This window comes from Bacillota bacterium (assembly GCA_012837335.1).
In the GTDB taxonomy this organism is placed as follows: domain Bacteria; phylum Bacillota; class Limnochordia; order Darwinibacteriales; family DTU012; genus DTU012.
Map to the genome: position 1 here is coordinate 1 of DURM01000029.1, position 24,987 is coordinate 24,987.

Annotated in this window: 30 protein-coding genes; 6 read left to right on the plus strand and 24 right to left on the minus strand. The window is 46.5% G+C overall.

The window, feature by feature from the left end; all coding sequences use genetic code 11:
* The 11 genes from GX019_04400 to GX019_04450 all read right to left on the minus strand — a co-directional run.
* Window positions 1–244: dihydrofolate reductase (locus GX019_04400; protein HHT36399.1), on the minus strand; the 244-nt coding region annotated here is incomplete at its 3' end.
* A complete protein-coding gene (locus GX019_04405) occupies window positions 244–1,035 on the minus strand; it encodes a thymidylate synthase (GenBank protein ID HHT36400.1) in 792 nt (263 codons plus the stop codon). The genes GX019_04400 and GX019_04405, both read right to left, overlap by 1 nt.
* Window positions 1,036–1,060: 25 nt before the next feature.
* Entirely contained in the window at window positions 1,061–1,837 is a 777-nt protein-coding gene (locus GX019_04410) for a glucose 1-dehydrogenase (protein HHT36401.1), read from the minus strand.
* A 21-nt stretch (window positions 1,838–1,858) separates the two neighbouring features.
* Window positions 1,859–2,719 carry a 4-hydroxy-3-methylbut-2-enyl diphosphate reductase gene (ispH, locus tag GX019_04415; GenBank protein ID HHT36402.1) on the minus strand — a complete coding sequence of 287 codons (861 nt, stop codon included), beginning with the start codon at window positions 2,717–2,719 and terminating at the stop codon, window positions 1,859–1,861.
* The gene (locus tag GX019_04420) at window positions 2,712–3,173 is read right to left on the minus strand and encodes an SUF system NifU family Fe-S cluster assembly protein (protein HHT36403.1); all 462 of its coding nucleotides are present in this window, start codon (window positions 3,171–3,173) and stop codon (window positions 2,712–2,714) included. Before GX019_04420 ends, ispH begins: the two co-directional genes overlap by 8 nt.
* Window positions 3,163–4,392: a cysteine desulfurase gene (locus tag GX019_04425; GenBank protein ID HHT36404.1), complete on the minus strand. Its 1,230-nt coding sequence runs from the start codon at window positions 4,390–4,392 to the stop codon at window positions 3,163–3,165. The genes GX019_04420 and GX019_04425 overlap by 11 nt, the downstream gene beginning before the upstream one ends.
* Window position 4,393: 1 nt before the next feature.
* Window positions 4,394–5,488, minus strand: a complete 1,095-nt coding sequence (sufD, locus tag GX019_04430; protein HHT36405.1) for a Fe-S cluster assembly protein SufD — start codon at window positions 5,486–5,488, stop codon at window positions 4,394–4,396.
* A gap of 14 nt (window positions 5,489–5,502) precedes the next feature.
* Window positions 5,503–6,903, minus strand: coding sequence for a Fe-S cluster assembly protein SufB (gene sufB, locus GX019_04435; GenBank protein HHT36406.1), 1,401 nt, complete (start codon window positions 6,901–6,903; stop codon window positions 5,503–5,505).
* Window positions 6,904–7,659, minus strand: a complete 756-nt coding sequence (sufC, locus tag GX019_04440) for a Fe-S cluster assembly ATPase SufC (protein HHT36407.1) — start codon at window positions 7,657–7,659, stop codon at window positions 6,904–6,906. It lies immediately after the preceding gene.
* Between the two features lie 145 nt (window positions 7,660–7,804).
* A complete protein-coding gene (locus GX019_04445) occupies window positions 7,805–8,269 on the minus strand; it encodes a MarR family transcriptional regulator (GenBank protein ID HHT36408.1) in 465 nt (154 codons plus the stop codon).
* A gap of 55 nt (window positions 8,270–8,324) precedes the next feature.
* Window positions 8,325–8,825, minus strand: a complete 501-nt coding sequence (locus GX019_04450; GenBank protein HHT36409.1) for an ECF transporter S component — start codon at window positions 8,823–8,825, stop codon at window positions 8,325–8,327.
* A gap of 149 nt (window positions 8,826–8,974) precedes the next feature.
* Here GX019_04450 and GX019_04455 point away from each other — a divergent pair, with 149 nt between their 5' ends.
* From GX019_04455 to GX019_04465, 3 genes are all read left to right on the plus strand, one after another.
* The gene (locus tag GX019_04455) at window positions 8,975–9,499 is read left to right on the plus strand and encodes a transcription repressor NadR (protein HHT36410.1); all 525 of its coding nucleotides are present in this window, start codon (window positions 8,975–8,977) and stop codon (window positions 9,497–9,499) included.
* Between the two features lie 267 nt (window positions 9,500–9,766).
* A complete protein-coding gene (locus tag GX019_04460; protein HHT36411.1) occupies window positions 9,767–11,101 on the plus strand; it encodes a peptidase U34 in 1,335 nt (444 codons plus the stop codon).
* Window positions 11,091–11,729 carry an MBL fold metallo-hydrolase gene (locus GX019_04465; protein ID HHT36412.1) on the plus strand — a complete coding sequence of 213 codons (639 nt, stop codon included), beginning with the start codon at window positions 11,091–11,093 and terminating at the stop codon, window positions 11,727–11,729. The genes GX019_04460 and GX019_04465 overlap by 11 nt, the downstream gene beginning before the upstream one ends.
* Window positions 11,730–11,784: 55 nt before the next feature.
* Here GX019_04465 and mgtE read toward each other — a convergent pair whose 3' ends face one another.
* Complete coding sequence (mgtE, locus tag GX019_04470) at window positions 11,785–13,116, minus strand: magnesium transporter (protein ID HHT36413.1); 1,332 nt, start codon at window positions 13,114–13,116, stop codon at window positions 11,785–11,787.
* An 89-nt stretch (window positions 13,117–13,205) separates the two neighbouring features.
* On the opposite strand from mgtE, the gene GX019_04475 reads away from it, so the two are divergent.
* The gene (locus GX019_04475) at window positions 13,206–14,252 is read left to right on the plus strand and encodes a Gfo/Idh/MocA family oxidoreductase (GenBank protein ID HHT36414.1); all 1,047 of its coding nucleotides are present in this window, start codon (window positions 13,206–13,208) and stop codon (window positions 14,250–14,252) included.
* Here the strand turns inward: GX019_04475 and GX019_04480 are convergent.
* Together GX019_04480 and ltaE are read right to left on the minus strand one after the other, a co-directional pair.
* Window positions 14,249–14,767 (minus strand): hypothetical protein, encoded by a 519-nt coding sequence (locus GX019_04480; protein ID HHT36415.1) that lies wholly within the window; start codon window positions 14,765–14,767, stop codon window positions 14,249–14,251. The genes GX019_04475 and GX019_04480 overlap by 4 nt on opposite strands.
* Window positions 14,768–14,852: 85 nt before the next feature.
* Window positions 14,853–15,893: a low-specificity L-threonine aldolase gene (gene ltaE / locus GX019_04485; GenBank protein HHT36416.1), complete on the minus strand. Its 1,041-nt coding sequence runs from the start codon at window positions 15,891–15,893 to the stop codon at window positions 14,853–14,855.
* 164 nt (window positions 15,894–16,057) lie between these two features.
* On the opposite strand from ltaE, the gene GX019_04490 reads away from it, so the two are divergent.
* Window positions 16,058–16,381 (plus strand): hypothetical protein, encoded by a 324-nt coding sequence (locus GX019_04490; protein ID HHT36417.1) that lies wholly within the window; start codon window positions 16,058–16,060, stop codon window positions 16,379–16,381.
* A gap of 45 nt (window positions 16,382–16,426) precedes the next feature.
* Here the strand turns inward: GX019_04490 and GX019_04495 are convergent, their stop codons facing one another.
* The 5 genes from GX019_04495 to GX019_04515 form a co-directional block, all read right to left on the minus strand.
* Window positions 16,427–16,636, minus strand: a complete 210-nt coding sequence (locus tag GX019_04495) for a heavy-metal-associated domain-containing protein (protein HHT36418.1) — start codon at window positions 16,634–16,636, stop codon at window positions 16,427–16,429.
* 26 nt (window positions 16,637–16,662) lie between these two features.
* Window positions 16,663–17,223, minus strand: coding sequence for a hypothetical protein (locus tag GX019_04500; protein HHT36419.1), 561 nt, complete (start codon window positions 17,221–17,223; stop codon window positions 16,663–16,665).
* Window positions 17,224–17,322: 99 nt separating this feature from the next.
* Entirely contained in the window at window positions 17,323–18,087 is a 765-nt protein-coding gene (locus tag GX019_04505; GenBank protein HHT36420.1) for a MerR family transcriptional regulator, read from the minus strand.
* A 96-nt stretch (window positions 18,088–18,183) separates the two neighbouring features.
* Window positions 18,184–18,651 carry a hypothetical protein gene (locus tag GX019_04510; GenBank protein ID HHT36421.1) on the minus strand — a complete coding sequence of 156 codons (468 nt, stop codon included), beginning with the start codon at window positions 18,649–18,651 and terminating at the stop codon, window positions 18,184–18,186.
* An 85-nt stretch (window positions 18,652–18,736) separates the two neighbouring features.
* The gene (locus tag GX019_04515) at window positions 18,737–19,219 is read right to left on the minus strand and encodes a DUF456 family protein (protein ID HHT36422.1); all 483 of its coding nucleotides are present in this window, start codon (window positions 19,217–19,219) and stop codon (window positions 18,737–18,739) included.
* A gap of 99 nt (window positions 19,220–19,318) precedes the next feature.
* On the opposite strand from GX019_04515, the gene GX019_04520 reads away from it, so the two are divergent.
* The gene (locus tag GX019_04520; GenBank protein ID HHT36423.1) at window positions 19,319–19,783 is read left to right on the plus strand and encodes a metallophosphoesterase family protein; all 465 of its coding nucleotides are present in this window, start codon (window positions 19,319–19,321) and stop codon (window positions 19,781–19,783) included.
* On the opposite strand, the gene GX019_04525 is transcribed toward GX019_04520, so the two are convergent.
* The 5 genes from GX019_04525 to GX019_04545 all read right to left on the minus strand — a co-directional run bounded on the left by GX019_04525 (window position 19,773) and on the right by GX019_04545 (window position 24,949).
* Window positions 19,773–20,381, minus strand: a complete 609-nt coding sequence (locus GX019_04525; GenBank protein ID HHT36424.1) for a HAMP domain-containing histidine kinase — start codon at window positions 20,379–20,381, stop codon at window positions 19,773–19,775. The two genes, GX019_04520 and GX019_04525, sit on opposite strands and share 11 nt — an antisense overlap.
* Before the next feature lie 6 nt (window positions 20,382–20,387).
* Window positions 20,388–21,041, minus strand: a complete 654-nt coding sequence (locus GX019_04530) for a hypothetical protein (GenBank protein HHT36425.1) — start codon at window positions 21,039–21,041, stop codon at window positions 20,388–20,390.
* A gap of 169 nt (window positions 21,042–21,210) precedes the next feature.
* The gene (gene pdxS / locus GX019_04535; protein ID HHT36426.1) at window positions 21,211–22,077 is read right to left on the minus strand and encodes a pyridoxal 5'-phosphate synthase lyase subunit PdxS; all 867 of its coding nucleotides are present in this window, start codon (window positions 22,075–22,077) and stop codon (window positions 21,211–21,213) included.
* Window positions 22,078–22,159: 82 nt separating this feature from the next.
* Window positions 22,160–23,695 carry a cardiolipin synthase gene (cls, locus tag GX019_04540; GenBank protein HHT36427.1) on the minus strand — a complete coding sequence of 512 codons (1,536 nt, stop codon included), beginning with the start codon at window positions 23,693–23,695 and terminating at the stop codon, window positions 22,160–22,162.
* Window positions 23,696–23,737: 42 nt separating this feature from the next.
* Window positions 23,738–24,949 (minus strand): TrkH family potassium uptake protein, encoded by a 1,212-nt coding sequence (locus GX019_04545; protein ID HHT36428.1) that lies wholly within the window; start codon window positions 24,947–24,949, stop codon window positions 23,738–23,740.
* Window positions 24,950–24,987 lie beyond the last annotated feature (38 nt).

A 24,987-nucleotide genomic window follows, 5' to 3' on the forward strand; every position in this document is an offset into this window, starting at 1 on the left:
GGATCGACCGCACAATAACTACTTCCGGATGCTCCACCTGATACTCCGGATCTCTGGTTAATACGATATGCCTGCGGTTAGGCAGATGCCCCGGCAGTGATTCATATGTTTTACGCCCCATAATAATGGTGTGGCCGGTAGTAATTTTTTTAAACCGCCGCAGATCGCTGGGCAGATGCCAAGGAAGTTTGTTGTCTTTACCCAAGGCGCTGTTTTTTGCAACAGCTGCAATAATTGCCAGCACTAAATCGAAACCTCCATTTTGATCCTGCCGTGGTGGCGGTAATCAATCAATTTGATGTCATCAATCGTAAAATCGTAAAAATCCTTGATTTCCGGATTGATCCACAATTTAGGAGCATCATAAGCCTGATCTGCCTTTGAAAGCTGCAGTTTAATACCTTCCACTTGGTTCTCATAGATATGAGCGTTGTTGATTACATGGGTAAAAAGTCCCGCCCTTAAACCGACCACCTGTGCAACCAAGTGAACAAGTACCGCATATTGAGTCATGTTAAACGGCACACCAAGGGGCATATCACCGCTTCGCTGCACCAGCATGCAGTTCAGCCGCCCATCGGTTACATCCCACATCGTTAAAAATGCGCAAGGCTGCAGCGTCATCTCCGGCAGATCTTCGACATTCCACAAGGATACAATCATCCGCCGGTTTTGGGGATCAGTCTTCAAGGTTTCAATCAGCTTGTCCAGCTGCTTGTACTTAGCGATTTGATACCCATATGCCTTGCCGATGGTGTTGTTCTCATCAGTCCAATGATCCCAAATATGAATATTCCGCTCGTTCAGCCAAGTTACATCATTGCTCTGCTGCTGCCAGATCCAGAGCATTTCCTGCACTGCGTATTTAAAAGCAACAAATTTGGTAGTTAAGATCGGAAACTCCTTTTCCAAATCAAACTGCATCATCTGATGGGGCAGTTTGTACGCGGGAGTTCCGGTTCGGTTCTGATCGTAATATCCATGTTCAAGGATATTGCGTACAATAGTTAAATACTGCTGATCTGCTGTACCCACAAGCAGACACCTCTTTATAATAATTTTAGTAGAGATCTAAATGTCCGTTGGACAGCCAGCCCCCGTCTACAATCAAGGTATGGCCGGTAACGAAATCAGACATGGATGAGCATAAGAAGACAGCCGGACCTACCAGATCATCAACTTGACCCATTCTACCTGCCGGAGTCCGCTTAGCCATTAAGTCAGGATTGTGAACACCACGGTCAATCAGCTCCTGCACCATTTCCGTGATGATATAGCCGGGACTGATGTTGTTAACCTGGATATTGTAGCGGCCCCACTCGGCGGCTAAGGCTTGAGTCAACTGCATAACTCCACCTTTGCTGGAGGAATAGGCTGCCCGCTGCTGAATTCCGGTGTGAGCTACCAAAGATGTAATGTTCACGATCTTGCCGCCTTTACCCTGTTCAATCATGACTCTGCCAACTTCCCGGCACATTAAGAACGTTCCAGTTAGGTTTATATTGATGCATTTAAACCAGTTTTCCAATGACAGTTCTTCTGATTTAGAAACCATGGTAATGCCTGCGGCATTGACCAAAATATCTACTGAGCCAAAACGCTTTACAGCTTCATCAACTACTTTTTTAACATCAGCTTCTGATGCCACATCAGCAGGTACAATCAAGGTTTCTACGCCGTATCCTTCAATGATTTCAGCCTGCTCTTCCAGCTGCTCGCGAGTACGGCTGACTAAAACCACATTAGCGCCTTCCTGACCTAAACCTCGGGCAATAGCTCCACCGATACCCCGCCCTGCTCCGGTAACAACAGCTGTTTTGCCTTTTAATAAGCCCACTCAAATCGTCCTCCTCAGATTCTATTTGCTGACGGATTTGATCCGCTCAATCACATCTTCAATCACCCAGTCTGGAGTAGATGCTCCGGCAGTAATTCCGATTAGCTGGTTTTTTGCATCTTCAATTAACTCCAGCGGCAGCTCTGAACTATTTTCTACGTGAATAGTATTGGAACAGTGAGCTTTTGAGATTTCAACCAATTTTTTTGTATTTGAGCTGTTCCTGCCGCCGATAACAATCATCACATCCACCTTTTGAGCAACAGCCGCAGCGCTTTCCTGCCGCGTTTTTGTTGCCGAACAGATGGTGTTAAACGCTTCAACATCTTTACATTTGCTTTCTACCGCTGCCAACACCTTCTCAAAGTTTTCTAACCGCTCGGTAGTCTGGGCCACAACGCAAACTTTTTGATCCGGTGCAAATTCCGGCAGTTCGTTAGCATCGCGAGTTATTACAGCTGTGTTTTCGCAGCAGCCGTTGATTCCAATTACTTCCGGATGATTAGGATCTCCTACAATTACAATTTGGTATCCCATTTGATGGTGGCGAGTAACTTTTTTGTGGATTGTTGCAACGTAGGGGCAGGTAGCATCAACGATTTCCGCTTGAGTTCGAGCAATTTGTTCATATATCTGCGGGGCAATCCCATGGGAGCGGACCACCACAACATCATCTTTACCTAGGCTCTCAACCTGTTCTAAGCTGATAGCATCGATACCATGCTCTTCCAACCGCTTGATTACATCATTATTATGAATCAAAGGACCCAGCGTTTTTACATTGAGTCCTTCAATATCATAGAATTGCGTCGCCATGTCAACAGCGCGCTTGACGCCAAAACAGAAACCGGCATTTTCTGCCAAAATTATCTCTTTAGCCATTTTCTACCATCCCGATTTCACTAATTTGTGCCTTTTTGACCGCTTCCATCAGGGTTCTCCAAGCCAAAACCGCACATTTAACCCGCGCTGGCATATTAGCAATGTTCTTAAAGGCAACTGCATCCTCTAAAACTTCCAGTTTTTCCTCATCGTGGATCTCACTTTTTATCATTCCCAGAAACGTATCGGCCAATTTAACGGCCTCCTCCACCGACTTACCCTTGACTAAATCAATCATGATCGAAGTCGAGGCTTGAGAAATAGCACAGCCTGTACCGGTAAATGCTGCAGACTCTATTATACCATTACTAAGATAAAATTCCAATGTAATGTCATCACCACAGCTGGGGTTATAGCCCCGCTCGACGCAGTTTGCGCAGTCCAAATGGCCTTTGTTGCAGCTGTGCCGGCTGTGCTCGAGAATCAATTCTGTGTAGATTGCATTAAGATCCATGTCCTAACCACCTTCTTACCTGCTTAATCCCTTCAACCAAATTATCAATTTCTGCCTTAGTATTGTATAAATAAAAACTTGCTCGGCTGGTCGCCGGCACTTCTAAATAGTTCATCAGGGGCTGGGCGCAGTGGTGACCGGCGCGAACCGCCACCCCGTAATGATCAAGAATTGTGGCAGTATCATGGGGGTGACAGCCATCAACAGTGAAAGAAATTACCGGTCCTCTGATTGACAAATCCCTGGGGCCGTATACCTGCACGTACGGCAGCTGTGCCAGCCGCTCCAGAGCGTATTTTGTCAGCTCACGCTCATGGGCCTGAATTTTATCGAAACCAATCTGGCTTAGGTAATCGACTGCCGCAGCCAGGCCAACCGCTCCTTCCACGTTTTGAGTCCCCGCTTCAAATTTGTACGGAAGCTCTGCAAAAGATACCGACTGCTCCTCAACATACTCGATCATATCACCCCCGTAAAGAAACGGCGGCATCTTGCCCAGAAGCTCCTTTTTTCCATACAATACCCCGATCCCCATTGGACCGAGCATTTTGTGGCCGGAAAACACCAGGAAGTCTGCATCCAGCGCCTGCACATCCAAAGCCATATGGGCTGCGCTCTGCGCCGCATCAACAACTACAACTGCACCCATGCTGTGGGCGTATGCTGCGATTTCCTCCACTGGATAGATTGTTCCAAGAACATTTGACATCTGGGCAATGCTGACGAGCTTTGTTTTAGTGGTGATCTTGGTTTCTATTTCTTCAAAGTCTAAGGTATAATCATCATTGAGGTACAGATACTTGAGCACTGCGCCCTTAACTCCTGCCACCTGCTGCCAGCAGACCAAGTTGCTGTGATGCTCCGAAATGCAGATTACAATCTCATCGCCGGGCTCAAGAAATGTCATGCCGTATGCGTAGGCAATAAGATTCAAGGCTTCTGTCGCATTTTTGGTAAAAATAATCTCTTGAGTGGAACCGGCATTGATAAATTCTTTAATCTTGGTCCTGGCACCCTCGTAAAGCCGAGTCGCTTCAACACCGAGGTAATGAGCACCTCGATGGGGGTTGCCGTTAAAACGGTGGTTATATTCATTTACTGCCTCTAAAACGAGCTTAGGCTTTTGGGTTGTCGCGGCATTATCCAAATATGCCAGCGACCTGCCGTTAATTTCTTGATTTAAAATCGGAAAATCCCTGCGGATTTTTTCAATATCCAAATTAGTCACCTGCCAACCTCCGCTGGATCACTTCACTGACAGCAGCTTTAAGAGTCTGGATGGGTATTTCATCAATAACCGGGTTAAACACCGCTTCTACGATCAGCCGTGATGCTTCGGTTTTATCAAAACCCCGGCTCATTAGATAGAAAAGCTGATCCGGATCAAATTTTCCGCAGCTGGCCGCGTGTTCGCCTTTGACATCTTCTTCACCACAGAGCAAAAGCGGCACAGAATCCGATTTGACAGTCGGATCTAACAGTAGAACATACTCATCCTCACTGCCTTCAGCCCTGCTGGCACCTTTTTTAAAGTCGAGAGTTCCTTTAAACGCCTTGCGGGCGCAGTCTTTTAACACCCCACGGGCAGTCAGCCGGCTGGTAGAACGGCGACCGATATGGTTCATTTGAAAACTCACATCGATAACCCGCTCCTGATCACCAAAGTACAGGGATTTAATATTTACGTCTGCACCTTCCTGAAGATTTGCCGCGTAATTAGTTACCGCTAGTTGGCTGCCTAATTCTGCCTGAATTAAGTTTACCTGTGCGTGTGGATCGATATCTGCGGTAACCGCATCAAAATGAAGAGCCTGATCCTCCATTCTCTGGATTTTGACGATATTCACCACTGATCCCGACTTGGCTGTAATGTGGGTAAAGCCATTGTGGAATACAGCAGCGCCAGGCTCCGAAGTGTAGTCAAAAACTAAGGTAATCTGACTGTTTTCTTCAGCGGTGATCTGATTGGATTCGATTACGCTGCTGTTTTCATGATCCAAATGATATGCTATCTCCACCGGCGTTTCCACAGCTTGATTCATCGGCACCATAATCTGGATGCCGGTATTGGCGGTTGTTTGACTTAATTGGGTCAGCTGAGAGGAAACTCCGGCATCCAATCCTAGTTCCCGCACAGCAGGAGGTGCAGCGGTGATTTCAACATGCTTACCTGCAGCCTCCAAATTTACAAATGGTTTGGTGTAAGATTTAAGCGGAACAGCAATCGGTTCCTGCAGATTATACTGATTTAACTTTAACCAGCGGTATGTGAGTACCGGAAGTTTGTTGACCGGTTGATCAATAACAGTCTTCATAATCCCGCCGCCCCCTATCCTATCGTACCTTCCAGCTCGAGCTGGATAAGATTGTTCATTTCCACTGCGTATTCCAGCGGCAGTTCTTTTGCAATCGGTTCTGCAAAGCCTCTCACAATCATGGCCCGCGCCTCTTCCTCGCTGATTCCGCGGCTCATTAAATAAAAGATGACATCGTCGCTGATGCGGCCAATTTTAGCTTCATGGCCGATATCCACCTCATCATTATTGATATCCAGCACAGGAATCGTATCGGAGCGCGATTGGCTGTCCAGCATCAATGATTCACAGGAAATGTTGGACTTCACATGATGAGCATTGGCTGCAACCCTAACTACACCACGATAATTGGAAACGCCGCCGCTTTTGGCAATGGACTTGGCATTGATATTTGAGGTTGTATACGGCGCTGCGTGCACAACTTTGCTGCCGGTGTCCAGCACCTGATCTTCTCCGGCAAAGGTAATCCCTGTGTAATCTGATCGGGCACCTTCACCTTTAAGCACACTCATTGGATACAGCATGGAAACTTTCGAACCAAACGAGCCGGAAATCCACTCAATCGTGCCGTTTTTTTCTACTATTGCCCGCTTGGTATTTAGGTTGTACATATTTTTGGACCAGTTCTCGATCGTACTGTACCTTAAGTAGGCGTCTTCTTTAACATAGAGCTCGACACAGCCAGCGTGGAGATTAGCCACTGAGTATTTTGGCGCTGAGCATCCCTCAATAAAATGGAGCGAACCACCTTCTTCGACAATGATTAAAGTATGCTCAAACTGCCCCGCTCCCGGCGCGTTAGACCGGAAATAAGACTGAAGCGGAATTTCTACTTTTACTCCAGCCGGAACATAAACAAATGATCCGCCTGACCACACCGCTCCATGGAGCGCTGCAAATTTATGATCGCTGGGCGGCACGCATTTCATAAAGTGCTTCCTGACCAGTTCTTCATACTCCTTAACCGCTGTGTCCATATCTAAGTAAACGACACCCTGCTTGGCGAAATTCTCCTGCATACTGTGATAAACCACTTCAGAATCATACTGGGCACCAACACCAGCCAGGTATTTATGCTCTGCCTGGGGAATCCCCAGCCGGGTAAATGTATTTTTGATGTAGTCCGGAACATCATCCCATGTTACATTCAAATCCGCTTTTGGCTTTACGTAGGTGATGATATTAGCAATATCCAGTCCGGAGATATCCGGTCCCCAGGGAGGAACATCCAGTTGATGGTAAATATCAAGCGATTTCAGCCGGAATTCCAGCATCCACTGAGGCTCATCTTTTTGAGCTGATATTTGTCTAACCACAGCCTCATTCAATCCATCTGTCTTATAACTGTACTCAAACTCATCCTTAATATCATAAAGCGAGCGGTTTACATCCGCTACTTGGGTTTTTTTACGCATCTAATTAAGCCCTCCTCCGGATTGTAAGGCGGCAAAACCAGATTCCTCAATTTCAGCAATTAACTCAGATCCACCGCTCTTGGCGATTTTTCCATCAACTAGAAAATGGACATAATCCGGATCAATATGCTCTAGAATTCTGCTGTGGTGGGTAATGATAATAATCGCGTTGTCACTGCTGCGGAACTGCTTTACTCCCTGCGCCACCACTCTAACTGCATCAATATCCAGTCCTGAGTCAGTTTCATCGAGAACCGCCAGCTTTGGTTCAAGAATCAGCATTTGCAGAATTTCACTTTTCTTTTTCTCCCCACCTGAAAACCCATCATTCACATACCGGGACGCATACTCCGGCTTCATATCCAAGAGTTCCATTTTCTCCCGGAGCAGTTTGTTAAACTTCACAATTGAAACAGACTCGCCGGTGTGGGCAATTTTAGCCATCCGCAGAAAATTTTCCATGGTAACACCCGGGATCTCTTCAGGATACTGGAAGGAGAGGAACAGGCCTCGTTTGGCCCTTTCATCTGGCTTTAAATCGTTAAGTAATTCTCCTTCAAACTCCATAGTTCCGCCTGTCACCTCATACCTAGGATGACCCATCAGCACATTAGCTAAAGTCGATTTTCCCGCTCCATTAGGACCCATGATTACATGAACCTCGCCCCTGCCGATTTCCAAATCAAGTCCCTTTAAGATAGGATTGTCATCTACGTTAACATGAAGATCTTTGACTGCAAGAAATTTATCTGCCATCAGATGTGCTCCTCCGCTAAAATAATAACTTACATACTCACATTTTAAGAATATCATAAAACAGTTGCGATCGCAACTATAATTAAAATTCCCGGTTCTCCACTCTCTATGAGTGAAAGTCCGGGAATCTCGGTTAATTCTTGATTTAATTGCAGTCAAAGTCACAGCCTTTGCAGCGCAGATTATCAGCAACTGTGTGGCCGATTCGTTTCAGCAAAGTGGAAAAGACTGCTCGTTCTTCTTCAGACAAATTCTGCAGCAGTGTATCCTCCCAGTTTCTGATTAATTGAAAAATCTCCGGTTTTAAAGCCAACGCCTTCTCGGTAAGAAATATCTGGTATGCCCGCCTGTCCTGCGGGTTTTGTTCACGCCTTACATATCCTTCCTGCTCCAGCTTCCTTACCGCTCGGGTAGTATTGGCTCCGTCAATATTCAGCAGTCGCGATAGTTCTTCCTGGCTGACCCCATCCTGATAATAGAGTTCTAAAAGGAACATGACCTGGCCGCTGCCGATATTAAACTTTTTTAATCCATCATAGACATAGCTTAATGATAAGCGATGCAGAATCGAAAACCATCTGCTGATATATTCATCGGGACATTTTTTCACGCAATCAGTCCTTTCGCCCCTATCTTAGCATATTGTGATTGCGTCCGCAACTATTTTACTGAGAAACCAACTTGTTGATTTTAAATCCAGCCTTAGCCAGACTTCCCATTAAAGCGGCTGTTAGCAGTGAATCAACCCCATGGTGAAGAAGCGTGCCGAGACCGACTATCACCAGCGCAGAATAGATGTCGTAGCCAAAGGGCAGCACTACCAAAGACTCGCCTACCGCGTGCGGCAGAGCGGTTACAGCCAGCACAGCCCACATCGGCATTCCTCTACGGGCAAAATGAGCACCGACCACGCCGAATAGTATATGAACAGCGGCCCGCATCGCTACGATAGGCCCTAGAGTTACCAGGAATCCTAAAGCTGAACCGATACCAACCAATGCAGCTGCCCACGGACTGATAAACATTGCCAGCATTGACGGGACATGACTTCCCAAAGTTGCTGAAAACGGCGGAATAACCACCTGAAGCCATCCCCGAAATACGGTTGGGATTAAAATTGCCAGAGCTGCCAGCAGTGAGCCGTATAATAGTTCCTGCACCTTAATTTTTGTTCTCATTGCTTCACCCCCGTTATGACAATTCTAGCAGAACATTTGTCAACTGTCTATACACCTGGTAAGATATTAGTTAACAGAGGGAAAATTTAACCTAGGGCGAAGCAATTTAATAGCTGGCGCATAGAAAGGTGGTTATCATGAACAGCATGAACCGACGCGCTGCCATCCTAAAGCTTCTTCAGGACACTCAGGAACCAATTACCGGTGGGCAGCTGAGTGAGCATTTTGGAGTGACAAGACAGGTAATAGTTTCGGACATTGCCCTTCTGCGGGCGCAAGGCGAGGATATTATCGGGACACCCAGAGGATACCTCTACAATCGTCCCGGGAGCAAAACGATGGTCAGACAGAAGATAGCATCGGTGCATTCCCGCTTCCACGATCAAATCAGGGATGAACTTTACTTGATTGTAGATCACGGCGCGAGTGTGCAGGATGTAATTGTGGAGCATCCGGTTTACGGTGAGATCACCGCCAGCCTGCACATCTCCTCCCGTTATGATGTGGATCAATTTCTAGAGAAGCTGGCGGAGTATAATGCAGAACCCCTTTTGATTCTCACCGATGGCCCTCATCTGCATACAATTGAAGCGGACAGGATTGAAGTCTTGGAGCAGGTCAAGCAGGCACTTGCCGCCAAAGGTTACCTTGCTCCGGAGTGACCTGTTTACAAACCCTGCGGGATTAGGCAGGAGGAAACCTGCCTAATCCTCTCGGCAGAACCTACAGGGCGAAGTAGATTAAAACAACTACAATCAGGATCAGCGCCAACAGAATAGTATTGAGATCCAGATCTAAGTTTCCGCTCATTTCCTTACCCCCTACTGCGATAGTAAGAGCAAGTCACCATCAGCTCTCAGTTTATCATATTCTTTACCGCACTTTCTTGTATTAGGAAAAAAGTCTTGTTTTATGTGGAGGCATAACCAATGTGCGATACATTAGTGGCATTAACCAACAGCACCAAAAACAAAACGGTGCTTTTTGCCAAGAACAGCGACAGGCAGCCGAATGAACCCCACATCATGATTAGGATCCCGCGGAGAACATATCCTAAAGGTGCCAAGGTAAAATGCACGTATATTGAAATAGATCAAGCCCGGGAAACCTATGAAGTAATGCTGCTGAAACCTTCTTGGATATGGGGAGCTGAAATGGGCTGCAATGAATGGGGCCTAAATATCGGCAATGAAGCAGTGTTTACTAAAGAAAAGCAGGGACCTCCCAGCCTTTTAGGAATGGATATGCTGCGGATTGCTTTGGAGCGCTGCCGAACAGCTGATGAAGCACTGCGCTGTCTGATCGAACTGCTGGAAAGATACGGGCAGGGAGGCAACTGCGGCTACGAGAAGCCTTTTGTCTACCACAATTCGTTTCTGATCGCTGACCGAACCTCAGCGTGGGTGCTGGAAACAGCCGGAAAATTCTGGGCGGCCCAAAAGGTAAAAGATGTGCGCGCTATTTCCAACCGGCTTTCGATAGAAACCGAATTTGATCTGGCCCATCCCCAGCTGGTTGAAAATGCGGTAAAGAAGGGCTGGTGCCGCTCGGAATCAGATTTCAACTTTGCCCGCTGTTACTCAGAACCAATATTCACTTTTTTCAGTGGTTCAAAGCAGCGCCACAGGTTATCCCAAGATAAGCTGGAGGCTGCCAAAGGACAAATCACGGTTAAAACCATGATCGAAATCCTGCGCGGACATGACCCTAAGTTGAAAGATCCCTTCAGCCGCCACTCTTTAACAAGTGTCTGCATGCATGGCGGTTTTCTTTTCGGTGACCACACAACCGGAAGCTATGTGGCAGAACTTGGACCCAACCGCGATACTTACTGGCTGACCGGCAGCTCCACGCCCTGCATCTCTGTATTTAAACCTTACTGGATGATTGATCATGAGTTAGAACTCGTGTTTTCTGAAGCTGAGCAGGACAAATCACTTGCCTTTTGGCACCTGCGCGAACGAGCGCACCGCATGATTCTTGAGCGTAAAATCAAAGACCTGGAAACATATCACCTCAAGCGCAGTCAGCTGGAGCAGGAGCTTTTGGATATGGTCAATCAACTTGATTCCAGCAGTGATCCTAAGCAGCTGATTGAAATCATGGAGTACGGTTTGGCGCGGGAAATACAGCTGATCACAGAAATCACTGCAAATAATGAACATAACCCTTCACGGATTAAAGGTGGATTATACTTTAGATATTATTGGCAAAAACAAAATCGGGCTTTAGCCCAACAGAGGAGGCGCAGCGATGAAGCTTAAATGGTGGGGACACGCTTGCTTTAAGATTACCGCAGCTGACGGAACGGCAGTGATCACCGATCCTTACCCAGATATTGGCTATCAACCGATCGACGACACAGCCGACATCGTCACTGTCAGCCACGATCATTTCGATCACAACGCGGTAGATCAAGTAGGCGGTAATCCGACAGTCATTAAAACAGCCGGTGTGCACAGTGTCAAAGGTTTACAAATTACCGCAATTGATTCTGTCCATGATGACGCAGCTGGAGCTAAGCGCGGTAAGAACCTGATCTTTATATTGAACATCGATGGCAGCAGATTCGTGCATCTGGGTGATCAGGGCATAATCTTGACTGAAGAGCAGCTGAAGCAGATTGGAGCTGTCGATGTCTTGATGCTTCCAGTCGGAGGTAATTACACCATCAATGCCGACGAAGCTTATCAAGTTGTGCAGCAGTTAAATCCGAAAGTGGTTGTGCCCATGCACTACAAAACAGAGGTGTTGGATTTCGATATTACCGGTGTGGAAGAGTTTACGAAGCTCTTCCCGCAGGAACGAGTCAAGACTCTTCCGGATGTAGAGATGACACTGGAAAACCTCCCCAACGAGCAGGTGGTTTATCTGCTTCAATATGTAAGATAAATGAAAGGACGAAGGCGTCCCTAAACTACAGTCTGGACGCCTTCGTCATTCTATTCTATAGACCAAAGTACCAAGTCGCGATCGAGAAATAGATCATCACCCCCATAATATCGGCAATTGATGTTACTAACGGCCCACTGGCAGTGGCCGGGTCTAAGTTTAATTTCTTTAAGAGAAAAGGCAGCAGCAAACCGACAAGACTGCCAACCAAAACTACCACAGCCATCGACAATCCAACAACTAATGCCACTCCCACATCTGCTCTGATTATACCAATTAGGCTGCTGGCTAATCCTAAAAGCAGGCCTAAGGGAATTGCAACAGCCAGTTCTTTGCGAAGCAGTTTTGCCCAATCCTCCAGTTCAACATCGCCTACCGCCATGGAGCGGATAATCAATGCTGAAGATTGGGAACCGGCGTTTCCGGCGCTGTCGATCAAAAGCGGGAGAAAGAAAACTAAGGCCACTATCGACTGGATGGTATCCTCAAAGAAAGCCATTCCTGCTCCGGATAGAATGTTCACAAACACCAGCACTAGGAGCCAAGGCAGGCGGCTTTTCAACAGCATCCACGGTTTAGCATTAACAACGCTGGTATTAAGCTCGCCGACTGTCGCCATTCTATGGATGTCTTCTGTGACCGCGTCTTCCAGCGCATCCATCATGTCGTCAAATGTAACGATACCAACCAGCCGATTCTCGTGATCTACCACAGGAAGAGCCAGCAGATTATACCTCTGCATTAATGCAGCGGCTTCCTCATCACTATCGAAAGTGGTAACGGATACCAAATCCTCACGCATAATCTCCGCTATCTTTTTCTCCGGGTCGCTGATTACCAGATCTTTTAAAGAAACCATTCCTTCTAGATGCCGCTCTCCATCCATCACATAGCAGGTATAGATTGTTTCCTTTTCCAGGGCTATGCGGCGGATTTTCTCCAGAGCGGCTTTCACTGTCATTTCTTTTTTCAAATCGACAAACTCGATGGTCATAATGCTGCCCACCGAATTATCCGGATAATTGAGAAACTGGTTGATCAGACTCCGCCTAGTTTCAGTGGTATTCTGGAGAATCTTTTTGACTACATTAGCCGGCATCTCTTCCAGAAAGTCAATCATATCGTCGAAAAAGAGCTCATCAAGTATTGCTTTTAACTCATGCTCGTTGACCAGCTGGGAGATGTTTTTTTGAGTTTCACTGTCAAGATACGCGAATACATCCACAGCTGTTTCCTTTGGCAGCATCCGGAAAACCATCAGCGCTGTTTTCGGATCCAGCTCATCCAGGAACTCAGCAATATCTGGGGTTCTCTCCTCCAATAGTTCAGCTTTCAGCAGCATGAGTTTTTTCTGCTCCAAAAGCTCCATGATTCTTTCCTTGTTCAATTTAACCACCTCTTTCTAATATGTTGAGTTATCCTGGCACATAATAACCACAGCATATTTGTTTAATCAATGCAGAAAGGGGTTATTTTGTGCATAAGATCAGACTCGGCATTATTGGAACGGGATTGGCTTTTGAGCGCCTCCACTATCCTGCTCTGCAGGAACTAAAGGATCACTATGAAATAGCGGCTGTCTGCGATCGCAATCCTGAAAAGCTGGAAAAATGGCGCAATCGCTTAGGGCTTGAACCTGCTGATACCTACACAGATTTCCGTGAAATGCTGAACCGCCCTGATATCGATGCCGTTGACATTCTCGTTCCAATTGAAGCAAACTTCAGCGTAACAGAAGCCGCTGCCAAAGCCGGTAAACCAATCATCTGCGAGAAACCGCTGGCTCCAACGCGAAAGCAGGCAGAAGCTGCCCGCGAACTGCCGAAAAAATACGGTGTTCCGATTTTGATCGCAGAAAATTACCGCTACGACGAAGAAATAAATATCATCCGCGACTTAGTGCGCACTAGAGCAATCGGTGAAGTCTACTACTTCATCTACAACAGAGTGATTGATTTTCCTGAAGACATGAAAACAGATTCATTTGCTGCGACAGAGTGGCGGCAGCACCCGCAATTCCCAGGTGGCGCAATTTTGGATACCGGTGTTCATGACATTGCGGCGCTGCGCCATATTTTCGGCGCAGTTGAATTTGTCCATGCCTTTGGAGTGCCTCAGGCAGAAGACTTTGCCCCGTATACAGTTGTTCAGGCACATTTAAAATTTAAAAATGGCATTATTGGACAATTTTCATTCTTCACAGCCGGAAAAGAAATGCAGCGTCCGCTGATCGGACTGAGGATTTTTGGCAGCAATGGGATGATTTATCTGGAAGAGTCTTCCTGCGGTACGGTTAACGTAGCCTATAATGATGGAGAAAGCAGGCAGATTCCCTATCAACCTAATCGCGGCTTTTATAATGAACTGCTCAACTTTTACAAAGCCGCGATCGGTGAGGAACCGATCTCTGTACCGCCGGAGATGGAGTTTGGGGATACCGAAACCATATTTGCAATTCTAGAATCGGTTAGAACTGGAGAGACAGCAGCTGTAGACCGCACAAGCGCATACGAGCTGGTTTAGATATCAAAAGCAAGAAGGGGCTTGGCAGCTAAGATCTGCTCAACTTCTTCGAATCCTGCGGGAAAGGCAAAATTGTATCGAGCAGGCAGGGCAAAGACATAGCCATTGTTCCTGCCAAGCTCGCTTGGTCCTATCGGGGCAGCGCCAATATGAAACCTGCCCTGCTGCATCGATTCCCACTGGTCCAGCGTAAAGACCATAATCGGGATATCCTGACGCGGAACTTCCTGGGTCCAAAGGGGATGACGCAGCAAAAACTGTGGACCACTTGCTGCTATTTTCCCCTGCAGTTCGCCGTCCACACCATGGCCTTCCCAAACCGTCTCCAGCACACTGTATCCCTGCCATGCTGCAGGCAGGTAAAACTTAAAACCAAATTCTTGATTAAGGTAAATCAGGCTTCCCCCATCATTACTACCTGAAAACTCTTTACCGGCATCATAATTTCCTGCGTAAATGCCGCTTAAAATTACTGCCATTATCAGCAATATGGGAAGAACCGTGTCGCTGCTCATACCATCACCCCCTGTTATGTTTTGTTTACCCTACTTATTATAATACAATTAAGGCTGACGGTAAACCCGCCAGCCCTGATTGCTGTCACTTGGACAGCTGTTCCACAATTTTCTTTGTTTCGCTGATTACATAGTCAATATCATTATCTGTGATCTGGTAATGGGTAACCAGACGCACTCCATACTCCGAACGCGGCACCGCTACTATATCTGCCTCTGCCCAAAATTTAACAAGCTGCTGAGCTGTCAGATCCGGGTTAGTAATATCGAGCATTACAATATTGGTCTGTACTTCCGCGGCAGTTCTAAAACCGGGCAGTGCACTAAGCCCATCCGCTAAGCGCTGAGCACGGCGGTGATCATCAGCTAAGCGTTTAGTCATCACATGGATGCTTTCTAAACCTGCCGCTGCCAGAATTCCAGCCTGCCGCATTCCGCCGCCGAGCATTTTGCGAAATTTCCGCGCTCGAGCAATAAACTCCTCGCTGCCGACTAAAACAGAACCAACCGGCGCGGCTAAACCTTTGGAAAGACAGAACATAACTGAGTCAAAAGGCTCAGCCAAGTTTTGAACTGGCACGCCGCTAGCAGCAGCCGCGTTAAAAATCCGCGCTCCATCTAAATGCAGTTTCAATCCGGCTTCCCGGGCTGTATCGGCCACTCTGATTACTTCTTTCTGCGGCAGCACCTGCCCCCCAGATCGATTATGGGTATTTTCCAAACACACCAGCGATGTCTGGGGATAGTGAATGTCAGCGGGTCTAAGCGTCTGCCGCAGCTCCTCCGCGGTAAACATTCCCCTTTTCCCGGGAATAACTCGGGGAATCAGACCAGCAATGCGGCTGATTCCGCCAACCTCATAGTGGTAAATGTGGGATTCTGCCTCTAAGATTACCTCATCACCGGGCTGAGTGTGGCTCATCAGTGCCAGCAGATTGCCCATTGTGCCGCTGGATATGAATAAGGCTGCTTCTTTCCCTAATAATGCGGCAGCTTCTGATTCCAGCTGATTCACAGTGGGGTCTTCCTGATAAACATCATCTCCAACAGAGGCTTGGCTCATCAGCTCCCGCATCCGCTCCGTTGGGTGGGTAACAGTATCGCTTCTCAGATCAATTTTCCGCATTTTAGCTCGTCCTTTCTTAAACTCCATGTACATTTTCGCGATTGCTGCAGTTTATTCCTACTGTCTAAATCCTGTTTAGCAGTACCCTTGTTCCACCTTCCCAGTTAAGCACATACAATTAGAGTGATAAGTAAAACAAACCGCGGAAGAGAGGAGGAAGAGCTGTGGGGAAAAATAACAGATGCCAGACTCATGTGCATGAGTTTTTAGGCACTACTAAAATAGCCGGGCAGCCTCTGCACAACCACCGCTTTGCCGGAGTCTCCGGCCAAGAGATCCCAGTCCCTAACGGCCATATTCACGCAATTGATGTCAACAGCGATTTCACAATTGGACATCTCCACGAAATCAGCCTGCTGACCGGTCCTCAAATACCAGTGGGGGGCGGGCGGCACGTACACTTTGCTATGGGGGTCAGCACAGAAAATCGAGAGCACGTTCACCACTTTATTGTCGCTACCATGATTGAGAACCCGGATGGATACTAGCGTCAAATTAAAATACCGGCCAGAAACACCTGACCGGTATTCATTTTATTCGATTCCGACTACATCATACCCAGCATCGCTGATCGCATCTTTGATTGCCTCTTCAGCTGGGAAAGTATCTGCTGTAACTTCTGCAAATTTATCCTCCAGGTTAACATTAACTGATTTAACCCCGGGCAGCTCCAGCAGCGCTTTTTCAACCCGATTGGCGCAGTGCCCGCAGGACATACCCTCTATATAAACTTTCTTAGTCATAGCAATCTCCTTTCGGTGTTATCTCGCTAAGCCATCATTGCCTTGAGATAGAAGTGCTTTAGATCGCCTTCGTAGATTATTCTTCCATTGCGCTTTTGCAGCGATTCATATAAATCCATAGGTCTCACTAAATTGCGGGCAATATTTAAATGTAAGATTCCACTTTCATTGAGAACATAGTAAACAAATTCCGAGCATAGGAACCGGTTTTCATAGCTGACTTCATTCTGCAAAAGACAGTGAACTAAGCCCAGATAGTTGTACTTATAAATCTCACGGTTAGCTACAAATTTATCAATAATTGATTTCGCTTTATAATACTGCTCTTTTGTTACCTCAAGTTCCATCACGGCGCCAGGCAGTGTCTTTTGAATCTTAAACAAACCCTTTTCCAGATGCTCATGCTTAAATCTTGCGATAAATGGATTGCGGGCATATTTTCTGCCAAAACTGTACATGTAGTTTAACTCACGGTCAAGAGCAAGTGAAGCATGGGTATACTTGTCATTTTTTACATGGTGAATTAAACGCGAAATTGTCGTAGCAGTTCTGGTAAAAACTACATATAAAAAATACTTTTCCTCCACACCAATCTCACCTTTGATTTTTTCTAAACTATATTCATTTTACACTAAAACTGCAGGCAGTACAATAGTGCTAATGAAAAAGCGGCGAAAATCCGCCGCTTATAACTTACTTGTATAGATTAGAACCGCATCCCGGAGAAACTCGGTAAGTCCTGATTGATGCTGGTCATAGAACTCCGTAAATCTGGGATCATCCACATACATCTGCACTACACCTGCGTGTGACTCTTTGTTGTAAGTTCCACCCCATGCAAATGTCAGCCACCTGCGGTGAAGTTCTGCCGCTTCTTGAGCTAGTTTACTGCCTGGATCTCCTGCAGCATAGGCTTGCTTCAAGGTTTCAATCAGCTGAGCGCCTAATTGTTCAAACTCGGTATACTGCTCCTCTGTCATGTTTAAAAACTGCTGATTGGAACGATTTACTGCTTCATCCCCATATTTCTCCCGAGCTTCTTCTCCATACTTTTCCTCGTTTTCAGCTACCAATCTCCTTTTAAAGCCTGCAAATTTCTCGCTGTCAGACATACTCATTCCCCTTTCATGCGCAGCGATAGACTGCTCCACATTTGCAATGAGCAGATCTAATTCTCTGCGTTTTTCTAGGAGTTTGTTGCGGTGCTGGTGGAGGGCTGTCACCTTGTTAAAACTCGGAGCACTGATAATCGCTTTGATTTCCTTTAACTCAACACCAAGCTCCCGGTAAAAAAGTATCTGCTGCAGCAGATCAACCTGTTCCGGTCCATAAATCCGATACCCTGATTCATTGATTCTTGCCGGCTTAAGAATCCCTATTTGATCATAGTAGCGGAGTGTTCTGCCGCTGACACCAGCTAAATCCCCTAATTCTTTCACGGTGTATTCCAAACCGCTCACCTCCCTGCAGTTCTGATTGTAAACCTTGACGCAGCGTTAATGTCAAGGGTAAAAAATAACCTCAGAAAAAAATCTGAGGACATCTGATTACTGGTACGAATCGCTGATGCGAAAATATCCCCACGCCGCGATACTGAACCATATCAAATACACAAAGAATGGATAAACTATTCGTCCCGCTTTCCAGACAAATACCCCGAAGTTGATCAATACGTTGGAAAAGAGCATTGCATAAGCAGCTGCGCTCACAACATAAATCACCGCTAAAGCGGTTTTCTCAGGTATAAAGTAAAAGAAAAGAACAAACCACATCGTCCACGCCAGTGGTGGGAAGAAAGCAAACTGACCCAGTCCAAAATTGGCGTAATTGATATGTCCGCCTAAGTCAAAAAGGGCATTAAAACCGATTAGTACCGCGTTCAGCAGTCCACCAAAGATTATGCCATATATCAACAGGCGCTTTATCTCCTGGCGGGGTACCAGTATAATTAAAGCAAGTGCAATAACACCGGTGTAAATTGGGTAGACCGAATAAACAGGTAGTTGTGACAGCAATGCATTGAGCTCCTTTTATCTCAATTCTATTGCTGTTAGTTTTACTCCTGGCCTAGAAAATATGCAGAATTTACCGCGATGCTATCTAAACAACCACATCAATAATAAAAATTACCACCATGATCAGCTGCATTACTGCTTTGCTGAGCGAGCTTCCTAAAAAAGCGAGAACAGTTCCCAAACCCACCTCAAGCGCATTGTTAAAGGTCTTGCCCTGAAGCAGTTCCACTGCTGTTACCAGCAGAAAAGGGACGATTATCAAACCTAGGGGAGGAATCACAAAACAGCCAATCATCACCCCGATTGCAGCCGCAGCAGCTCCCAACCGCGTCCCACCGAATTTGCGGACAAAATAGGTATTTGCCAGGTGATCCGCAAGCACTATTAAAATCGTCAGCACTATAAAACTGCTCCAAGTCCACCACGTCAAACTATCACTGCTGATCAGCCAGTGGTAGAGTCCTGCACCAACCCAGACCATAACTACGCTTGGCAAAACCGGTACAACCAAACCTACGAACCCCAGCACAAAACAAACCGCGATCAGAATCCAGATTAACACCGACACCAAAAAACCATCTCCCAATCTTTCGATTAAATTGATAATCTGCTGCTGTTAAGCTATAATAAATAACCACCGGACTTACAGACACAGAGGAGTGATTCTATGCACTATACCATCGGTGTTATTTCTGATACTCACGGCCTCCTGCGGCCTGAAATCTTTTCCATATTCGCTAAGGTCGACTTGATCATTCACGCCGGCGATATCGGCAGACCGGAAGTCTTATCTGATCTGGAGGCTGTTGCCCCCATCAAGGCTGTGCTCGGTAATGTCGACTCGCGATATGATTTTCCCCGTGTAAAGCTGGCGGAGACAGTTGACGTAATGGGCCGCCGCATTTATGTAATCCACAACCGCCATCAGTTTACAGCCAATCCCGCCAGCCAAAAAATAGATCTGGTTATCTTTGGGCATTCCCATCAGCCTTATCACGAACGGGAAAACGGAATCCTGTATTTCAATCCCGGCAGTGCCGGCCCGCGACGCTTCTCCTATCCGATTGCGGTCGGAATGATCACCCTTACAGATGAATCCATTGAAGCCAAGCATATTTATCTTAAAGATTAACAGCTGCGCTTCCGCAAGACTTAAATGCTATCGTAAATTTCGTTCCTGAAGGTGAACTGTCGACTTTAACATCAGCTTCATAAAACTCGAGAATTTTGAACGTAACATACAGCCCTAAACCGGTTCCGTGCTCTTTTGTAGTCACAAACGGCTGGCCCAGCTTACTCATAATTTCGAGTGGAATGCCGCAGCCATTATCCGCTACTTCTAAAACAATCTCGTCACTGCGCAGATAAGTTTTTAGCTGAACTACACCGCCCTTTTCCATCGCCTCGAAACTATTTTGAACCAGGTTTAAAACCACCTGCTTGATTTCTTTTTCATCTGCCGCAACATCATTGATCTCGCCTGTAATAAACAGAATCTCCGTGTTCTGTTTTCTTGCTTCGACATTAATCAGCGGCAGCAGGCTCTCTAAAACTTGATTAAGATTGCAGTTTTTTACCTGCCGCTTTTTGGATCCAGCCATTGCCATATACTCAGTAATAATTCCATTCGCGCGAAACATTTCCTCAATGATGGAATTAAATAAACCATGGTACCCCTGGAGCTCCTCTTTGCTCTGCAGCAGCTGCATCATAGCAATCACAGCGGCCATCGGATTTTATATCTCATGCATTATGCCCGCAGCCATCCGGGCAGCTGTGTTGAGCCGATTAACCTCAGCAGCTTTAGCAGAGTATTTCCAAGAGTTTCTGCACTTAAAAAAGGCTAATTCATGACTGCCGGTCAAGTCCAAGATCTGGTGGATATCCAGATCTGCAATGTCGTATAAACACAGCACCAGCAGTTTGAGAGGTCCCACTTTTTGCTCTACAATCTCTTCATACGCTGCCACCAAATCCCAACTGCGGTGGCCGCGCCAGTACGGAGAGCCACAGGCGCGAGCACCATCCCACCCATTTTTCATATTTTCATGGTAAAGCTTGGTCCAAGCCTCTACTAAAACACCAGGCTTAAATGTATCATACTGCAGATACCACTCATTGATTGTAAAGATTTTAATCTGCTGACGATACTGCTCGAACAGGGGCACACTATCCTGTAAGCATTTGACTGCATCATCAATTGTCAACCACATCGGTATGATCCAAATGCAAAATTCATTACGCTCCAAGCCGGTTTTTAAATAGGGGAGCACTGTGTCCAGATAATCCTGGCGTTCTTGGTAAAAGGCACAGATATGCGTTCCCCACGGCACATCTGAAATAAAGCCCACACCAAACTCCCGCTTCGGCTCGACATGCTGCAGACCCATCTGCTCAACTCCCCGCTTGGCTTAGAATTTAATGTTTTATTTAAATATTCCCCAATTACCGCCTAAATCCTGCGGCCTAATCCGCAGCATAATTTAGAACAATAAAAAGGCCCAAAGGTCCTCTGCAAAACGCATGATTCCTTTGGGCTTTTCTGTTTAAATCTGCTGTCTATTCGCTGCGATCCTGCATCCGCACATCGAGACGATCGATTTCAATCCCCTTCATAGCCGGACCGAGATCCCGGGACAGTTCCGCGATTAATTGGTAATCGCGGTAATTAGCTGTTGCTTTTACGATAGCCTTGGCATATTTTTCCGGATTCTCGGACTTAAAAATACCCGATCCAACGAATACTCCATCGGCACCAAGTTCCATCATCAGTGCTGCATCGCTGGGAGTAGCAACACCGCCAGCCGCGTAATTCAATACCGGCAGCCTGCCTCTTTCCTTGATATCCAGCAGCACCTCAAACGGAGCTCCGATTTCCTTAGCATAGGTCATCACTTCATCGCGGGACATGGACACCAGCATGCGGATTTCAGACTGAACCTGACGCATATGGCGGACAGCTTCCACGATATTGCCGGTTCCTGGTTCTCCCTTAGTTCTGAGCATTGCTGCCCCTTCTCCCAGTCTGCGCGCTGCTTCGCCGAGATTGCGGCATCCGCAGACGAATGGTACACTGAACTCTGACTTATTAATGTGGTACTTATCATCTGCCGGTGTCAGCACTTCGCTCTCATCGATGCAGTCCACACCGAGCGATTCCAGAACTCTAGCTTCAACGATATGGCCTATCCGGCACTTAGCCATTACCGGGATGGAAACGGCCTTCAAAATTTCCTCGGCAATACGGGGATCAGCCATTCTGGCAACCCCGCCCGCTGCGCGAATATCCGCAGGGACCCGCTCTAAGGCCATGACTGCGACTGCTCCGGCCTGCTCAGCAATCTTAGCCTGCTCAACATTAACAACATCCATGATCACGCCGCCTATTGGCAGCTGCAGACCACGGTTTGGATCAATTCCGTTCATTGCAAATCCTCCTCCAGCAACCTATGTATACAATTGATCATATCATTAGCGACCGCTTATGGTCAATATTTCTACTGCTATTCTACATCAAAGGCGCAAATAAATTCAACAGCGCCCATCCAACTCGCCGGTAAAGCGGCACACTGCGAAACGCATCCAGAGTAATCTCTTGACTCTGCTCCAACGCTTCGAGAAAATCTGCTTTGATATCACTAATGCTCGAACTTCCATATATCCAAACCCCACATTCAAAGTGCAGGAACAGACTTCGGTAATCAAGATTAATGGTGCCAATCACCGCATATTCATCATCAACAACAAAAGTTTTAGCATGAATAAAACCAGGTGTATATTCATAAATCTTGACACCGGATTCAAGCAGCTGTTCATAGTTGGAGCGTGTTACTGCGTGTACGTACCATTTATCAGGGATATGGGGTGTAATAATCCGCACATCGATTCCCTGCTTTGCCGAATTGCAGAGAGCAGTCATCATCTCTGCGTCAATAATTAGGTAGGGAGTAGTGATGTACACGTATTTCTTGGCTCGAGTAATTAAATTGAGGTACACCGTTTCGCCTACAGATTCATCATCCAGCGGATTATCGCTGAACGGCTGGACATACCCGTCTGCTGGATACTTCTGCTGTCCCCAGCGCTCAGGTTTAAACTCTTCATAATCCTCATCAGTGCCCCGCAGGTAGTCCCAGACAGCCAAAAACATGACCGTTAAACTGTAAACCGCATCTCCCTTAAGCATTACCGCATTATCTTTCCAGTGTCCAAGGCGCTCATAAGCATTGATATATTCATCAGCCAAGTTAATGCCGCCGGTAAAACCGGTATGGCCATCGATAACTAAGATTTTACGGTGGTCGCGGTTATTGAGCCGCGGTGACAGTACCGGCCGGAACGGATTGAACACCGCGCATTTTATTCCCATCGCTTCTAATTTCTTGTCGTACTGGTATGGCAGTTTAAGAATGCAGCCGATATCATCGTAGATAACCCGAACATCCACACCTTCAGCTGCCTTCCGCCTCAAAATATCTAAAATTGTATTCCACATAATGCCTTCTTCAATAATAAAATATTCGAGAAAGATAAAGTGCTCAGCCTTTTCCAACTCCTCAATCATGCGCTCGAATTTTGCTTCTCCTACAGGAAAATATTCAATGTAAGTGTTTGTATAAGGCGGGCTGTAGGCATACTTCTGGATATAGTCCGCCTGGCGCCCAGCGTCAACATTCTGTTCAGTAATAACCTGCACCATATCCTGATTAGCATTAAGTGCTTCGGCCATTTTGCCGTTAATGCTGAGCATCTTCTGCCGGGTGCGTTTTCCAGTACGGCTGCCGCCAAACATCAAATAGAAAATGCCACCGAAGATGGGGAACAAGAGAATCGAAATAATCCATGCGATTTTATAACCGGCCTTGCTCTTGCCATTTGCAAGGGCAATCACAGCAACCATACTGATGAACAAGCTGATTCCATAAAAATAAACGAAGTACTGCTGAAAGCGGTAGATCATTACTACCAGCGCAGCTGCCTGTACGGCTATGCCGATAGCAACCCAAAAGACTCTATGAAAGAGCAGCTTGAATAAATTCGTCATTCTAACCCTCCCGCAAGATTATTCTATCCATATCATATTATATCATTGTTTCCAATAACTAGGAGTGATTATCGCTATGAGTGTAAACAGCTCCAATCGTCCCAACAGCATTAAGAAAGTAAGAAATAGAGTAGCCGCAGGCGAAAACTGGCTGTAGGTATGAATTGGCGCCACTACCCCAAAACCGGCGCCACCATTGCCCAAAACGGCTGCTGAAGTGCTGGCAGCACTCGCCATTCCTATCCCTTCTAAGGACAGAATTAAAGTGCTGGCAGCAAAGACCGCCAAATATAGAAAAAGGAAGGCACAGACACCGCGGATGGTTTCTTTAGATACCATTCGGCCATTCATAGTAACCGGAATCACCGCGCGGGGGTGAAACAGCTGCGAAATTTCACGTTTAATCACTTTGCCAGCAATAACCACGCGAAACAGCTTGATGGCTCCGGTAGTAGAACCGGCGCTCGCTCCGGTAAACATGAGGAAAAATAAGATCAGTTTACTGAAATCAGGCCATTGATCAAAGTTTGCACTGGCAAATCCATTCGTTGTGATAATAGAACTGACCTGAACCAGCGCGTGTTTAAATGCTTCAAACAGAGATTCAAACACATTTTGGTATAAATTAAGCATTACTGCTGCTGTCGCAAGTAAAAGCAGCGCTCCATACAAGCGCAGTTCCGTATTTTGAAAGACACTCTTAAAGCGCCGTTTCCGCAGATCATAATACAAGCTGAAATTTACCCCGGATAAAATCATAAACACCGAGATTGTAATCAGCACAAATGTATTCGAGTTAAACTTTGTGATACTGGAATTGTAAATTGAAAATCCACCCGAGCTCACCGTTGCAAAGGCGAACTGAAGGGCATCAAAAAATGCTAGGCCGCCAAACATAAGCAGGATAGTAAGCACCGCGGTCATCCCGCCATAAACCACATACAAGATCCTAGCTGTATCAGCCAATTTGGGTGCGATTTTATCCGCAACCGGACCGGGCAGCTCCGCTTTATAGATCTGCTGGCCGCTCACCCCCAAAGCGGGCAGTACCGTAAGGTACAGAACCAGAATTCCCATTCCGCCGATCCACAAAGTCAGCGAACGCCAGAATAAAATCCCCCGGGGCAAACTCTCAACATCATCGATCACAGTAGCCCCCGTAGTAGTAAATCCGGATGTTGACTCAAACAAGGCATCCGGTATCGTCGTGATTGCACCGGCAAATAAATAAGGCAGCGCTCCACAAATTGACACCGATATCCATACAAGAGTTACAATCAGCAGCGCTTCCC